This is a genomic window from Clostridium sp. MSTE9, assembly GCF_000277625.1.
Taxonomy (GTDB): Bacteria; Bacillota; Clostridia; order Oscillospirales; family Acutalibacteraceae; genus Faecalispora; species Faecalispora jeddahensis.
In genome coordinates, this window is record NZ_AKFU01000037.1 from 21,259 (window position 1) to 36,417 (window position 15,159).

Below are 15,159 nucleotides of genomic sequence, written 5' to 3' on the forward strand. Positions count from 1 at the left end.
ACTGTAAAAAGTGTATCCTGCGGGTTTCTATTAGGATGGAAAACTTCACTCCTTTTGTGGTACAATGATTTTGGTAAGGTTCAGGGTAATTCTAAGGCATAAGTCCCCATCCTTTACAGAGGCAGGCAAACAAAATTTACTGAGGTAAGTATATGAACAATATTTACGACGATAAGAACTTTTTTGATCAGTACGCGAAGATGTCGCGGAGCCGGCAGGGCTTATCCGGAGCAGGCGAATGGTATCAATTCAAAGCCTTGTTTCCGGATTTGAACGGCAAAAGCGTACTCGATCTTGGGTGCGGTTACGGCTGGCACTGTAAATATGCGGTGGAATGCGGTGCAAAGCAGGTGCTGGGCATCGACTTGAGCGAAAAAATGATACAGGAGGCAAACGAAAAAAACGCTGACCCAAAAATCACCTATCGGGTCTGCGGGCTGGATGAATATGATTATCCCGCCGATTCTTACGACTGTATCGTTTCCAATCTGGTGCTTCATTATATTGCAGATATTGATTCTATTTTGAGAAAGATATATTCGACGCTGAAATCGGGTGGTATTTTCCTCCTTAACATCGAACATCCCGTCTTTACGGCGGGTGTGAACCAGGATTGGATTTACGATTCAGACGGCAAACCGCAGTATTGGCCGGTGGATGATTACTTTTATCCCGGAGAAAGAGTTACCCGTTTCCTTGGAAAAACGGTCATAAAGCAGCATCATACACTGACGCAGATTCTGATGGGGCTAATTAGCGCCGGATTTCGGCTGGAAGTGGTTGAAGAAGCGATGCCGAGCGCCGATAGCATGAAGATCCCAGGCATGTCCGATGAAATGCGCCGCCCGATGATGTTGCTGATCAAGGCCCAGAAACAGGGATAATAAAAAAGAATGAGGCTGACAATCGGGTGTCAATCATAATCGCAGGATTATATGGATCGAAGGAGGATTTGTGTGGACGTTCAGACAATATTGCAGGAACTGGAATCATTGGGTACGGAGCGAACAAAGAAAGTATATCTGCAGCAGGGGGCGCGCGAGCCGCTTTACGGAGTCGCGACGGGTGCGATGAAACCGATTGTCCGGAAAATCAAGATCGATCAGGCGCTTGCGGAGGAGCTTTACGCGACCGGCAATTATGACGCCATGTATCTGGCCGGTATGATTGCCGACCCCAAAACCATGACGGAAGCGGATTTTGACCGATGGATGGAAAGCGCGTATTTCTATATGATCTCTGATTTTATCGTGGCGGTGACGCTTGCGGAAACAGATATTGCGCAGGCCGTTTCCGACCGGTGGATTGCAAGCGGCAAAGAATTGTATGTATCCGCTGGATATAGCTGCTACTGCTGGCTGATCGGCAACCGCAAGGATGAGGAGTTCGACAGGGAAAAGCTGAACGCGATGCTCGAAACGGTGAAAAATACGATTCACGACAGCCCTGACCGGGCCAAATATGCCATGAACAATTTTGTTGCAACCGTAGGCGTTTCCTATCTTCCGCTGCATGAGGAGGCGCTGGCTGTTGCCGACGCCATCGGAGCCGTGGAAGGATTCGGGGGCAAAGCGAAATTCAATATCCCTGTGGCCGCAGAGGAAATCCGAAAGGCGGCGGCCAAAGGGCGGCTGGGCTTCAAGCGCAGGAACGTCCGGTGTTAGGCACGATTTTCATCACTTGGTTTATCAGACACCGAAGATACGGTGCAGATCATTTGGATGAATGGTTTAAAATTGATCATTGCAAAGCGGGAAAGGGTGACAGCGTTTGAAAATGGCATCATTTCATGACGACGTTCATAATTTGTACGGAAAGCTTCGGATCGCCGGGCAATCCGGCGGTACTACTCATCATGGGTACTGCAAGCTCCATGATATGGTGGGAAACTGAATTTTGCAAAAAGCTGGCGGACAAAGGATTTTATGTCATTCGTTACGATAACCGGGACACAGGCAAATCTACCTGCTATCCGCCGGGTGAACCGGGATATACTTTTGAAGATTTGGCTGACGACGCAGTAGCTGTTTTGGATGCTTACGAAATCGACAAGGCCATTATCATGGGCATGTCAATGAGCGGGATGCTGGCACAGATGATTGCTCTCCGGCATCCGCAACGGGTTTCCGGGATCGTGTTGCTTTCCTCCATGTACTTCGCGGATGGCGCGGAAAGCCTGCCGTATTCCTCCGATGAAGTAAATGCTTTTTTCGAGCAGATGGCAAAATCCGAGCCGCCCAAGGATACGGATGGACTGGTCGAAGTCGCAATCCAGCAGTGGCGCATTACCAATCAGAGCAAACGTCCGCATGATGAGGACCATATCCGCAAAATGAATCGGATGGACGTAGAGCGTTCGGATCATTTCGACTCCCGTATGAATCATTCATATGCACAAGTTACAGGGGATGAGCTTGGCAGAATTGCCGAGATCGCAGTTCCGGCTCTGGTGATTCATGGAACCGACGACGTCGTTATTCCTTATGTACATGGCGAAATGCTGGCAAAAACCATTCCGCATGCGGCTTTGCTGACGATGCATGGTGCGGGGCATGAATTGCATCCGTTGGACTATGACAGCGTGATCGAAGCAATATTCAAACAATTTTGTTAGGCACTCTGCAAACAGGTTCCTGATCCTGTAATATTCATTTGCTCGTGCTGACCAATTTATTTTGTTCGGATTTGTGAGTTTGTCTTTATGGATATTTAGAGCACTTCAAAAAATCGAATCGTCTTAATAGTCATGGAAGCAGATCAGCAATACGCTGATCTGCTTTCGGTTTTATACAAAGGCTCATTTTTGAAAATGCTATAAAAAAGGCAAAATCAGCTTACCAAACAATTTGTTTTTGGCACATGCTGAAAAAATGCTGTGTTTCAAATGTAATAATGCTGCAATAAGGTTGCGTTTCATAGTGCTTGTTTCAGGGGCAAATAAAAGCAGCCCCCGCTTTATGGCAGGAGCTGAGAATCCCATTCCTCGTATCATAATTTGAAATTTGTGATTTCACCCTTATCGTTTTGTGTTCGGTCCTAATGCTGCCTTTTTGGTGTTATGGTTTTGATTCTGATTTTCGGTCTTGCTCTTAGAAATGTCTGCGCTGATTCCTTTGTTGCTTGACCGTTCTTCGGTATTTAAAGGTTTGTTTTGATCATTCATGAAAATCACCTCAGGATCGGCTTATTAAAATTAACAAAGTTGATGGAAGGAATAAAAACGATAGGGGAATCAAAGCCGTATATTCGGCTGCAAGGATTTATTTACCGTCGACAATATCCTGTAAACACCTCATCAGGTCATTCATTGTATACAGCTTCACATCGCGGCCGAGAATTTCATTTTTCAAATCGATGGACAGAGATTCAAATTTATCGCGGATTTTAGGATCTACATAAGACATAAAAATCACCTCAGCACTAGTGTGTGCAGACCAACTGGCTTTATGAATCAATCGGAACTGTTAAAGTGTGGTTTGGCGAACAGGTCGCTTCTGTTGCGTTGCTCCGGGCCTGCATACATTTTTTAAAATTGTTTTTTAATAGGCTTAGCCGGCAGATTTTTGCTCAAAGTAACACATGAAAACAGAATTCATACCATAGCATTATACATCATGAAATCCGCTTGCTAGGAGGGCAATTATGTCGGAAGAATGCTATGAGTTCGAGTTAAAACCATTGCCGTACAGTTATGATGCTCTGGAGCCATATATCAGTACTCAAACAATGCAGGTCCATCATGACAGACTTTTGAAAGGATATGTTGACAAACTAAATGCGACGTTAAAAAACTGCCCGCAGCTGCAAAAAGTAAACCTGGATTGTATGCTCAGAAATTTATTTCTGATCCCGCAAAAAATCAGAACGAGCGTGATTCATTTTGGGGGCGGGGTATCGAACCACAATTTCTTTTTTGAATCGCTCAGGCCATCGGGTAAAACGGAAAACGTTCCGGTAGGGAAGCTGAAAAACGCGATCGAAACCCAATTTGGGTCCTATGAAAAGTTCAAAGAACTATTTAAAGAGAAGGCCATGGCTGTTTTCGGTTCGGGGTGGATGTGGCTTGTAAAAGACCGGAATGGAAGGCTTATTATTTTTCAGACCGCCAATCAGGATTCCCCTTTATCGTCAGGGTTTTGCCCGTTGATGGTCATCGATGTCTGGGAGCATGCCTATTTTCTGCAGTATCTAAATTTAAGAGATCAATATATCGATAATTGGTTCCATGTCATTGACTGGGATCGGGCCAATCAGCTATATGAAGTTCATGATTAAATAGAATAGAATGGTTTAGGAGCGGCTTTCGGGCCGTTCTTTTTATTTTCGGGAAGCAGTACATTTCAAATTTTTGGGAGAACTACAATAAGACTGCCGTATGCATTCAGATTCCCATACATTTATTTTTTTAAAATGTATGCTTGACATACAATTTCAATTATTGTATGCTATGCATATGTTAGTTAGCTTAGTCTAACCTTTAGATGAAGAATGAAGCTTGCTTTGCTGGGGGAAAGACGTTGAGAAATCAGCCAATCCCTTTGTACGAGCGCGATGTATCAGCAGCTTGATGATGAGGCTTTTCTGCTGCATGGATGCAGCAGGGCCGCTGATGGGATCGATAGGAGTTGATCACTGTGATGAATGGTTTTATCCCGGATTATCTGGACTACTATAACATGTTGGAACAACACCAGAGGGCGCAGCTTTTTTTCGCGGCCATCCGGCTGGACATCTTTTCGTATCTGAATGAATGGACGGACGCACACGGCGCTGCGCTTCAAAGCGGGTACGACGAAAATGCGCTGAAGCACTGTTTGCTTGCGCTGAGCGCACTCGATTTGATCGAGAAAGAGAGGGATGCCTATCGGAATACGCCTGCTGCAAAGAAGTATCTGACAAAAGAATCCCCTCATTACCTGGGTGAAACCTTGCTTTTCCGCGAGTCAATGACCTCTCTGGCGGATATGGACGCGCTGGTGACCGGCGCGAAAAAGGGAGAGGCAAAGTATGATTTCGCAAAGCTGGCCGAGGTGACAGTTCCCGAAATGTATGCTACCGGCAGGGTGAGCCTGTTCCTTTCAGAAATGGATCGGATTTTTCCAAACAGAGATGATTCTGTAAATATTCTGGATTTGGGCGGCGGCTCGGGTGTGCTGGCCATGGAATTTGCAAAGCAGTTTCCGCACAGCTCCGCGGTGATATTTGAGCATCCGGATGTGACTCCCGTAAGCAGAAAAATTCTGCGGGAACATGGCGCGCCGGATCGCGTCCGGGTTGTGGAGGGCGATTTCAACACGGATGCACTCGGCGGCCCGTATGATCTGATGATCGCGTCCGGAATACTGGATTTCTCAACCAATGGTCTGTCGGATTTTATTCTGAAAATTTCAGAGGCGCTTTTAAAAAACGGATATCTGCTGCTGATCGGGCAGTTTGCGGATGATCCGGGCCAGAGTTCGCGCCGGACGATCAGCTGGCTTTCAGGCTACCTGAACGGCCTGCCCCTTCCTCCGTCCGGGGAAGACGTACGGCGGGCTCTGCAGAATGCAGGCCTGTCAAAGCTGCGGGAGGTCAAAGCCGGGAGGTTCCATGGGCAGATTTATCAAAAGGAGGAAGTAAGGGATGGACAATTTGCCAAGAGAAGTGATTAACGCCTTTATTAGCCTGACCGAAAGGGTTGCCAACAGCAAAACGAATGTACTGGATTTTGGCAGCGAGGAGATGACCTTTTATCGGGGAGAAATCCACATTATTAAGATGATTGGGGACTATCCGGGCATATTCAGTTCCGAAATTGCGCGCAGGTTCGGTATTACCAGAGCGGTGGTTCATAAGACGCTTCTCAAGCTGGAGGAGCGCGAGCTGGTCACGAAAACTCAGAACGATGCGGACAAAAAAAGAGTTCCGCTCTTTTTAACGGAAAAGGGCCGGCAGGCCTATCTGTTTCATGAGGAATATCATAACCGGCACGATAAGGCTCTTTTTGAATATGTGGACGGCCTGTCTCAGTCGGAGCTGGAAGCCGTCAAGAAATTTTTGGAGCACGCAAACAATCTGATTGAAAACCATGCGTAAAAAACAGAACAGGAGGAAGCAGAATGATTCGTAAAGCAACTCTGGCGGCGGCTGCCACGTTTTTTCTTTTGTCTGCCGCAGCATGCGGCGCCCAAAACACGATTTCCACAGGAGCGGGAGAAAGTGCCGCTTCGCAAACCAGCATGTCGGCTCCGGCGGAAAAGCAGGGCTCAAGGCTGATTACAGACCTGGGCGGCAATCAGGTGGAAATTCCCCCTGTATCGGAAATCCAGAAGGTGGTGATCATTACGCCCCCGGTTACCTCCGTTCTGCTGGAGGTCATCCCCGATAAAAATATGATCGTGGGCTTGAGCCCCAAATCATTTGCGTTTTCCAACGCGGAGGTGATGGCAAAGCTGTTTCCGAAATTGAAAGAGGTAGATACGTCTTTCGTCGGGGATAATTTTGCCGTCAATGCAGAAGCGCTGCTTCAGCTTGATCCCGACATCATTTTGTATTATGGGGAAATTCAGAAAAAGGGCTTAATCAATACCGGTCTTTCGATCATCGATTTCTTCCCGAAGGGAAAGACCGACCCCAAGGATGTTTCCATTGCCTGGGACAACCTGCTCCGCGAGATATTTGAGAAGGACAGCAGCGAGGGGCTGCAGTCGGAATGGACAGCCTCGGATCAAAAATCCAAGGAACTGCTGGAAAAGCGGACAGGGGAAAGCAAAAGCGCCCTGTGCATTTTCAGCAATGCAGGCGGAAGCCTTGTTGTATCGGGAAGCAGCTCTTTTGATTCCTATGCGCAAAGCTTCTTTGAAAAGGCAGGTTTGCGAAATGCGGCTTCCGGGATCGGCGGTACCGCCGAGGTCAGCATGGAGCAGATTTACCAGTGGAATCCCGATATGATCTTTGTCTTCCATAATGCTCCGGCACAGGCCATTCTGAACAATACCATCGAAGGGCAGGACTGGTCGCTTTTAACAGCCTGGAAGAACAAAGCCGTTTACGATATTCCACAAACCGCTTATTCCTGGGTGACGCCCTGCGCCGATTCTCCGCTGATGCCGCTGTGGCTGATCTCGAAAGCGTATCCCGAGCTGTACAGCGAAGCAGAGTTTCGTTCGGAGCTTTCCGCTTACTATGAAAGGCTGCATCACGTAACCTTAACCGAAGCGGAGATGGATTCCGTTCTGGCGCTGAGAAAGCTGGAGCAGTGAGAGAATACATAACCTGATACCGTTTTAAAATGGAGAAGGCTTCTCCTTGTAGTCGATCACGATATGCTTCATGCAAAAGAAAGAGGATGCCGCTGCGGCATCCTCTTTCTTTTGCACATTACGGTTCTGCTTGTTTCAAGACTTTGGTCGGTCGCCAGCCAGTTGTAATCGCTGTGCCCGTCAGCCTCTGCCTGGTGGCTGCGTTCATCAGGCAAGACGGTCGGTGTATTTTCGGCATGGCTTTTACAATGGTGATGTACCAAAAGTCATGGCAGCTTTCTTTCAGGCTTTTTTCTGATAATGGCAGTCGCAGCAAGGGCCGCCGCCGGCCAAGGTGTTCCGCCGCGTGAAGACGGAACCGCTCAGTTCCGCCATGTCATAGTCATAGGTGCACATTGCGGGTGTGATTTCCGGGATACCGAGCGTTTGAAACAGATGCCAGATCCCGCAGGTATCGAAATAGCAGGAATAGCTGTTCCGGTCTGTTCCAGGCTCATACCGGAATTTCCAGGAATACGGATTCTTTCTTGCCTGGCTGGCTGCGGCTTGCCGGGCCAGCTTTGCCTGCGCTTTTTCAGAATAGGAATCCGAGTGCTTTAAAAAGTGCTTCATCACCGTGTTTTCCGTCATGGCCTTATGGTAGTACGTCGTCATGACAGAAAGCTCGGGCTTTTCCTGCAAATTCAGGTATACGGCGGCCAGCATGGCAGCGCTGAGAATATTGACAAGAAAGCGGTCGTCTTTATCAAAATCGGGAATATCGAAGAGAATGATTCGGTAAGCAGTTCGGGCTTTTTTCATCACAGCCTGCGGGTCCTCCCGTGTGATCAGATAGAGCTGCCTGCGGAATGATTTTTGGAAAACCAGCCACATCCCTCTGGGAAGAAGTCCATATTTCATTCTGACACACCGCCCTTTGCACAACGCTGTTTCCACTTGCAGATTCATTATACTACCGGCTGTATCTCTTTACAAACAAAGAGATACAGCAATATTTCTGTTCGCGCTGCAAACCAAATGGATTGGCAGGGGCGAGCTTTTTTCACAGAAGCGCCTGAAAAATGGGGGCGGAAGAGATTGCAGAATGCAGGTGTTTTCTTTGTGCCGATCATTCCATTTTCCCAGCCGGCGGCAAATGGCCCCACTTTATCGCTGTGAACAGGCGCATTAAAAAAACATTTCTCCGCCGCGCGTTCCGCAAGAGAGCAAATATGCTTTTGAAAGATAAGATTTTGACCGAATGGAGCAGAACAGAACCTTTCAGAGTAGACAAAAAAGAGCCTGATTCGCTACAATAGAATAGATTGAGGATCAAACGGCGCCCAATGGGCGCCTAAAAACGAGGACTATGTTAGCTTTTGCTAACTTGCAGGAGGAACTTTATGTCTCAAAGTACGATCTCAAACAAAAGACTTCAGGGAAAAGACCTGATCAACGTAGGCGTCTTTACCGCCATGTACTTTGTCATTGTATTTGCGGTGGCCCTGCTGGGGTACATACCAATCTTCATGCCGCTGCTCTGCGTGCTGGTGCCGATCGTCGGCGGAATCCCGTTCATGCTGTTTTTGACCAAAGTGAAAAAGTTCGGAATGATCTGGATCATGAGCGTCATTATGGGGATTTTGATGCTGCTGACCGGTATGGGCTTTTATTCTATTTTGGTAGGAGCGGTTTCCGGACTGATCGCCGAGCTGATCTACAAAAGCGGCGATTACAGGAGTGCCTCCAAGGCGGTGCTGACCTCCGGCGTATTCAGCATTTGGGTCTGGGGGAATTTTATCCCGCTGTTTTTGAATATCGATGCATACTTCTCTACCCGCCAAGGGTATGGCCAGGAGTATATCGATGCCTTAACCAGATTGATGCCCCCTTGGATGTGCCCGGTTTTGCTGATCGCTGCATTCATCAGCGGACTGATTGGCGGACTGCTTGGAAAAGCCGCCCTGAAAAAGCATTTTCAAAAGGCGGGGATTGCGTAATGCCCGCTTTTCTGCTGAATTCCAGCACGGGAAAACGAGCCCTGGTGCTTGACCCCAGAACAAAGCTGCTGCTGCTCGTTACCATGGCTGTCTTTGTTCTGGGGGGCCTGGGCGGGGTGCAGATGGAGAATTTCCGGCTGGCCCTTTCGGTCGTGCCGGTGTTTTTCCTTCTGTTTTCGATGAAATGGAGGGCCGCTTTTGTCTTTACCTTTCTGTTTTCTATCTGATGCAGATTTTTCTGATCCCGGTCACCAGCGGCGTTGTCAATTTTCTGGTGATCGCAATGACGGGAATCGTTACCCGCTTTATGCCGAGCATCGCGATGGCATACTTTGTGATGTCTACAACGACAGTCAGCGAATTCGTCGCCGCCATGGAGCGGATGCACCTTCCCGATCAGATCGTGATTCCCATGTCTGTGATCTTTCGCTTTTTCCCAACGGTCGGGGAGGAGTTCACCGCTATTAACGACGCGATGCGCATGCGGGGCGTCCGCTTCGGCGGCGGGAAGGTGACCGCCATGCTCGAATACCGGCTCATCCCCATGATGATCTGCTCGGTGAAAATCGGCGAGGAGCTGTCTGCCTCTGCGCTGACGCGGGGGCTTGGCGCGCCGGTCAAAAGAACGAATATCTGCAGAATCGGATTTCACTTTCCGGATGTGCTTGCGCTGGCCCTGTGCCTGCTTGCGTTCGGAATGTGGATTCTGAATTCTTTTTTTGCGTGAAATATGAGGATGGACAATGATTGAGTTAAAGAATGTCTCTTTTCAGTATGAAAATGCCGATTGCGCCAGCAGCGTCAAAGACATCTCGCTGAAGATTGTCGACGGCGAGATGATTTTACTTTGCGGGGAATCCGGCTGCGGCAAAAGTACGCTGACAAGGCTGATCAATGGGCTGATTCCGAACTTTTACGCGGGTCGGCTGAGCGGCAGCGTCTGCATCGACGGGGAAGCGGTGGAAAACCAGCCTCTGTATGAAACGGCCCGAAAGGTTGGTTCCGTCTTTCAGAATCCCCGCTCTCAGTTTTTTAATGTGGATACCAAAAGCGAGCTGGCCTTTGCCTGCGAAAATATGGGTATGCCGGAGGAGGAGATCGAGCGGCGCATTGACCGGACCGTGAAAAGCTTCGGCATTCAAAAGCTGATGTACAAAAGCATCTTTGAGCTGTCGGGCGGCGAGAAGCAGAAAATCGCCTGCGCGTCGGTTTCCGTCAGCTCGCCGGAGGTCATCGTGCTCGACGAGCCCTCCTCAAACCTGGACGTGTTCGCCATCAGCGATCTGCGGCGTATCCTTCAAATGTGGAAGGCCGAAGGAAAAACTGTTATCATTGCCGAACATCGCCTGTACTATCTTCGCGAGCTTGCGGACAGAGCGGTTTATCTAAAGGACGGCAGAATCCGCCGCATTCTGAGCCGCAGCGAGCTGAACGCGCTCAGCAGCAATGAGCTGGCGGAGCTGGGGCTCAGGCCCCTTACGCTGGAGGGCCTTGCGGAACGCCGAACAAGGGCGGCGAACGACGGGCAGATGGTCTGCATCCGCGATCTGGCCTTTGCCTATGAGGGGCGAAAGCCATTTTTGAACATAGAACAGCTTTCTGTGCCCAAGGGCAGCTGCATCGCCGTGATTGGCCATAACGGCGCGGGGAAGACCACCTTTTCCCGGTGCCTGTGCGGCCTTGAAAAGCGATGCCGCGGAGCGATTCAGGACGGCGAACGACACCTCAGGCGCGGGAAGCGGCTAAAGCACTGCTACATGGTGATGCAGGATGTCAATCATCAGCTGTTCTGCGAAAGCGTGCTGGACGAGGTTCTGCTCAGCATGCAGGAGGAGGACCGGGAGCGAGCCGAGCAGATCCTTTCGGCGCTCGATCTGCATGCGCTGCGCGATATTCACCCGATGGCTCTTTCGGGCGGGCAGAAGCAGCGGGTCGCGATTGCCTGCGCGGTTGCGTCGCAGCGGGAGTACATCCTGTTCGACGAGCCCACCAGCGGGCTGGACCTGCGCCACATGAAAGAGGTGGCAAGTCACATCGATGAGCTTAGGAACGCAGGGAAAACGCTGTTTGTCGTTTCGCACGACCCGCAGTTTATTCTGACCTGCTGCTCCTATGTGGTTCATATTGAGCGGGGCCGTGTAGAGGCTCAGTATCCTATGGATGCCGAGGGCCGAAACCGGCTGCGCGATTTCTTTGCCTGTTCTGTTGAGCAGAGTGTATAAGGAGGGAAATAATTTGAAACAACAGTCAAGCATATCGCGGCTGTTTGTGTATGCCGGCAGGTTCCGGTATCTGACAATCGCGTCATGGATTTTATCTGCGGCCAGCGCACTGATGGCACTGGTGCCGTTTGTGTACATCTGGATGATCATCAAAGAGGTGCTGGAGGTTGCCCCGAACTTTTCGTCGGCGCAAAATCTTGCGCACAACGGGTGGATGGCGGTGCTGTTTGCGGCGCTGTCGCTGTTTGTGTATGTCGGCGGTCTGATGTGCTCCCATATTGCCGCGTTTCGCATCGCAGCAAATATCCGCAGTAAGGCCATGCACCATATCGTTACGCTACCGCTCGGGTTTATGGACGGCTTCGGCAGCGGCAAAATGAGAAAGATCATCAACGAATCCAGCGCCGCCACCGAAACATATCTGGCGCATCAGCTGCCGGATAAGGCGGGCGCCATCGCCACGCCGATCGGCCTGCTGGGGCTTCTCTTCTTCTTTGACTGGCGGCTTGGTCTGCTGAGCATTGTTCCGGTGATTCTCGCTTTCCTGATCATGATCAAAATGACCGGCGAAAAGATGCAGCAGAAGATGAAGGAATACCAGAACGCGCTGGACGATATGTCGAACGAAGCGGTGGAATATGTGCGCGGAGTCCCTGTGGTGAAAACCTTTGGGCAAACGGTGTTTTCGTTTAAGCGCTTCAAGGCCTCGATCGACAATTACGGCAAGTGGGTCATCTCTTACACAAAGCAGCTTCGCATGCCGATGATGGGGTACACCACGGCGATCAACGGCGTGTTTGCCTTTTTGATCGGCGCTGGCCTGTACTTTACGCAGGGCGGCGTGACCAATACGTTTTTGATCAACCTGATCTTCTATATCATCATCACCCCGGTCATTTCCATCACGCTGACGAAGATCATGTTTTCCAGCGAAAACGCCATGATCGTCAAGGACGCTCTGGAGCGCATCGACAGCGTTTTGGACATCCAGCCGCTGAAGGAAGAAACGGAGCACCCGGTTCACCCGAAGAATGCTTCCGTGGAGCTTCAGAATGTGCGCTTCAGCTATGACGGAACGCATCAAGCGGTGGATGGCGTCACCCTGAAAATCGAACAGGGGAAAACCGTTGCGCTGGTCGGCCCGTCCGGCGGCGGCAAATCGACCCTCGCGGCTTTGATCGCGCGGTTCTTTGACGTCAACGAGGGCAGCATCCGCATCGGCGGAGCCGATATCCGCGAAATCCCGAAGGCAGAGCTGATGAAGACGGTGTCCTTTGTCTTTCAGGACAGCCGGCTTCTGAAGGCATCCATCCTCGATAACGTTCGCCTTGCAAAGCCGGACGCTACCCGGGAAGAGGTCATGAAAGCACTGAAAGCGGCGCAGTGCATGGACATCATTGAAAAAACGCCCGACGGGCTCGACACGATCGTCGGTACCAAGGGTGTGTTTCTCTCCGGCGGTGAGCAGCAGCGGATCGCCATTGCGCGCGTAATGCTGAAAAACTCGCCGGTCGTGATTCTGGACGAAGCGACCGCATTTGCCGATCCGGATAACGAAAGCCGAGTACAGGCCGCGTTTGCCGAGCTTTCCAAAGAAAAAACGGTGATCATGATTGCCCACCGCCTGACTACGGTAGTGGATGCGGATGAAATTTTCGTTTTAAAGGACGGGAAGATCCTCCAGAACGGCACGCATCAGCAGCTTTTGGCTGAGGGCGGCCTGTATACGGAAATGTGGAGCAACTACCAGACCTCCGTCAAATGGAAGGTTGGGAAGGAGGCTGTATCATGCTGAAAAAAATTCAAAGAGCCTTTGCACTGTCGGAACAGGGCGCAAAAGACTTGATCAAGGGCAGCGTGGCCTGCGTGTTTCGCGATCTGGCGCTGATGTTCCCGGTTGGACTGCTGTATTACCTAGTTCGCGATCTGCTCACCGGTACAGCGCCGAACGGCACTTTTTATGTGGTTGGGGTTCTGGTCTGCCTTGCGCTGATTTTTATCACTACCTATTTTCAGTACAACGCCACCTTTTTTGCCACCTATACAGAAAGCGGCGTGCGCCGCATTTCTCTGGCGGAAAAGCTGCGTAAGATTCCGCTTTCCTTTTTCGGCAAGAAAGACCTGGCCGATCTGACCAGTACCATCATGGCGGACTGCGCCTATCTGGAAACCTCGTTCTCGCACTATATCCCCGTGCTGTTCGGGTCGATCGTTTCCACCGTTGTGGTTTCTCTCAGCCTGTTTGCGTTTGACTGGCGCATGGCGCTGGCCTCCCTGTGGGTGATCCCCGTTTCGTTCCTGATTGTTGCTTTTTCGGTCAGGGTACAGGACGCGCTGAGCCAGAAGCAGATGGACGCCAAAATGGCCTGCGCGGACGGAATTCAGGAGTGCCTGGAATCAGTGCGCGATTTAAAATCGAATAACGCGGAGCAGGATTACCTGAAGGGCTTGGACAAAAAAATCAGGGCGGTGGAAAAGCGCGCCATTGTTTCCGAACTCGGTACAGCGGTGTTCGTCGTAACGGCCCAGCTGGTGCTGAAGATCGGCATCGCGACCGTCGCGCTGACCGGCTCCGTCCTCCTTGTGGACGGTACGCTCGATGTGCTGACCTTCTTTATGTTCCTGCTGGTGGCCTCCCGGCTGTACGATCCCTTCCAGGCCGCGCTGCAGAACTTTGCGGCGGTTCTTGCCACGCGCACGCATGTGGCCCGCATGAATGAAATTCTGGATCACCCGGTGCAGTCCGGCTCCTCAGAATTCCACCCCGACGGGTGCGATATCACCTTCGATCATGTTGCGTTTGCCTACAATGGGGAAGAGGATGTGCTCAAAGATGTTTCCTTTACCGCAAAGCAGGGAGAGGTGACCGCGCTGGTTGGCCCCTCCGGCGGAGGAAAGACCACGGTGTCGCGCCTTGCGGCCCGTTTTTGGGATGCCAGCCAGGGCAAAATCACGCTCGGCGGGAAGGATGTCTCGCAGGTCGACCCCGAAACGCTCCTTTCCATGTATGCTATCGTATTTCAGGATGTCACCCTGTTCAACAACACGGTGATGGAGAATATTCGCATTGGACGGCGCAACGCTACCGATGAGGAGGTCATCGCGGCGGCAAAGGCGGCCCGCTGCGACGAATTTGTGTCGCAGATGCCGAAAGGCTACCAGACGATGATCGGCGAAAACGGCACGGCGCTTTCCGGCGGCGAACGCCAGAGAATCTCGATCGCCCGCGCCCTGCTCAAAGACGCCCCGATCGTACTGCTCGATGAAGCGACGGCTTCTCTGGACGTGGAGAATGAAACGCTGATTCAGTCCGCAATTTCCGAACTGGTAAAGAACAAGACCGTGCTCGTGATCGCACACAGAATGCGCACCGTGGCCGGGGCGGATAAGATCGTCGTTCTTTCCGAAGGGACGGTGGCCGAGCAGGGGACACCGGCGGAGCTGATGAAGCAGAACGGCATCTACCACCACATGGTGCAGCTGCAGACAAAGCAGGCTTAGGCCAGATTGGGAAAACCCAGACCCTGCTTCCAATGAAATGGCGCCATAAGGCGCTGAAAAGGCTCGGAATACAATTTGTATTCCGAGCCTTTTTGTCTTGTGGGAGGGTGTTTTGCCTTGCAAATTCTTCGGTATTGAATGATAAAATAAAGAAATATTTGAACCCAGCTCTTTCCTCAACAATATTACATGTTTTCACAAAACGGGCCTTCCGCC

At 50.7% G+C, this 15,159-nt stretch carries 15 protein-coding genes; 13 read left to right on the forward strand and 2 right to left on the reverse strand.

All coding sequences use genetic code 11. From position 1 onward, the window contains the following. Window positions 1–152 precede the first annotated feature (152 nt). The 3 genes from HMPREF1141_RS11475 to HMPREF1141_RS11485 all read left to right on the forward strand — a co-directional run bounded on the left by HMPREF1141_RS11475 (window position 153) and on the right by HMPREF1141_RS11485 (window position 2,614). Window positions 153–884, forward strand: coding sequence for a class I SAM-dependent methyltransferase (locus tag HMPREF1141_RS11475; protein ID WP_009064476.1), 732 nt, complete (start codon window positions 153–155; stop codon window positions 882–884). Between the two features lie 72 nt (window positions 885–956). Then, window positions 957–1,664 carry a DNA alkylation repair protein gene (locus tag HMPREF1141_RS11480; protein ID WP_009064494.1) on the forward strand — a complete coding sequence of 236 codons (708 nt, stop codon included), beginning with the start codon at window positions 957–959 and terminating at the stop codon, window positions 1,662–1,664. Between the two features lie 125 nt (window positions 1,665–1,789). Next, window positions 1,790–2,614, forward strand: a complete 825-nt coding sequence (locus tag HMPREF1141_RS11485) for an alpha/beta hydrolase (RefSeq protein WP_035317011.1) — start codon at window positions 1,790–1,792, stop codon at window positions 2,612–2,614. A gap of 646 nt (window positions 2,615–3,260) precedes the next feature. Here HMPREF1141_RS11485 and HMPREF1141_RS17575 read toward each other — a convergent pair. Further along, complete coding sequence (locus HMPREF1141_RS17575; protein ID WP_009064506.1) at window positions 3,261–3,404, reverse strand: hypothetical protein; 144 nt, start codon at window positions 3,402–3,404, stop codon at window positions 3,261–3,263. A gap of 238 nt (window positions 3,405–3,642) precedes the next feature. Between HMPREF1141_RS17575 and HMPREF1141_RS11495 the strand changes: the two genes are divergently transcribed. The 4 genes from HMPREF1141_RS11495 (at window position 3,643) to HMPREF1141_RS11510 (ending at window position 7,241) form a co-directional block, all read left to right on the forward strand. Further along, window positions 3,643–4,275: a superoxide dismutase gene (locus tag HMPREF1141_RS11495; protein ID WP_009064466.1), complete on the forward strand. Its 633-nt coding sequence runs from the start codon at window positions 3,643–3,645 to the stop codon at window positions 4,273–4,275. A 362-nt stretch (window positions 4,276–4,637) separates the two neighbouring features. Next, window positions 4,638–5,651 carry a methyltransferase gene (locus HMPREF1141_RS11500; protein WP_035317014.1) on the forward strand — a complete coding sequence of 338 codons (1,014 nt, stop codon included), beginning with the start codon at window positions 4,638–4,640 and terminating at the stop codon, window positions 5,649–5,651. Next, complete coding sequence (locus HMPREF1141_RS11505) at window positions 5,623–6,075, forward strand: MarR family transcriptional regulator (protein ID WP_009064628.1); 453 nt, start codon at window positions 5,623–5,625, stop codon at window positions 6,073–6,075. The genes HMPREF1141_RS11500 and HMPREF1141_RS11505 overlap by 29 nt, the downstream gene beginning before the upstream one ends. Window positions 6,076–6,098: 23 nt before the next feature. Next, window positions 6,099–7,241 (forward strand): ABC transporter substrate-binding protein, encoded by a 1,143-nt coding sequence (locus HMPREF1141_RS11510; RefSeq protein WP_009064464.1) that lies wholly within the window; start codon window positions 6,099–6,101, stop codon window positions 7,239–7,241. 282 nt (window positions 7,242–7,523) lie between these two features. Here the strand turns inward: HMPREF1141_RS11510 and HMPREF1141_RS11515 are convergent, their stop codons facing one another. Further along, window positions 7,524–8,141, reverse strand: a complete 618-nt coding sequence (locus HMPREF1141_RS11515) for an L-2-amino-thiazoline-4-carboxylic acid hydrolase (protein WP_009064521.1) — start codon at window positions 8,139–8,141, stop codon at window positions 7,524–7,526. Window positions 8,142–8,623: 482 nt separating this feature from the next. Here HMPREF1141_RS11515 and HMPREF1141_RS11525 point away from each other — a divergent pair, with 482 nt between their 5' ends. The 6 genes from HMPREF1141_RS11525 to HMPREF1141_RS11550 are packed head-to-tail and all read left to right on the forward strand — an operon-like array spanning window position 8,624 to window position 14,943. Continuing rightward, a complete protein-coding gene (locus HMPREF1141_RS11525) occupies window positions 8,624–9,220 on the forward strand; it encodes an MptD family putative ECF transporter S component (RefSeq protein WP_009064519.1) in 597 nt (198 codons plus the stop codon). Beyond that, a complete protein-coding gene (locus HMPREF1141_RS17720; protein WP_009064513.1) occupies window positions 9,220–9,447 on the forward strand; it encodes a hypothetical protein in 228 nt (75 codons plus the stop codon). Before HMPREF1141_RS11525 ends, HMPREF1141_RS17720 begins: the two co-directional genes overlap by 1 nt. Next, complete coding sequence (locus tag HMPREF1141_RS11535; RefSeq protein WP_242824600.1) at window positions 9,447–9,947, forward strand: energy-coupling factor transporter transmembrane component T; 501 nt, start codon at window positions 9,447–9,449, stop codon at window positions 9,945–9,947. Before HMPREF1141_RS17720 ends, HMPREF1141_RS11535 begins: the two co-directional genes overlap by 1 nt. A gap of 16 nt (window positions 9,948–9,963) precedes the next feature. Next, window positions 9,964–11,442 (forward strand): ABC transporter ATP-binding protein, encoded by a 1,479-nt coding sequence (locus tag HMPREF1141_RS11540; protein WP_009064616.1) that lies wholly within the window; start codon window positions 9,964–9,966, stop codon window positions 11,440–11,442. Window positions 11,443–11,455: 13 nt separating this feature from the next. After that, window positions 11,456–13,237 (forward strand): ABC transporter ATP-binding protein, encoded by a 1,782-nt coding sequence (locus tag HMPREF1141_RS11545; protein ID WP_009064526.1) that lies wholly within the window; start codon window positions 11,456–11,458, stop codon window positions 13,235–13,237. Further along, window positions 13,231–14,943 carry an ABC transporter ATP-binding protein gene (locus HMPREF1141_RS11550; protein WP_009064471.1) on the forward strand — a complete coding sequence of 571 codons (1,713 nt, stop codon included), beginning with the start codon at window positions 13,231–13,233 and terminating at the stop codon, window positions 14,941–14,943. The genes HMPREF1141_RS11545 and HMPREF1141_RS11550 overlap by 7 nt, the downstream gene beginning before the upstream one ends. The last annotated feature ends 216 nt before the right edge of the window (window positions 14,944–15,159 follow it).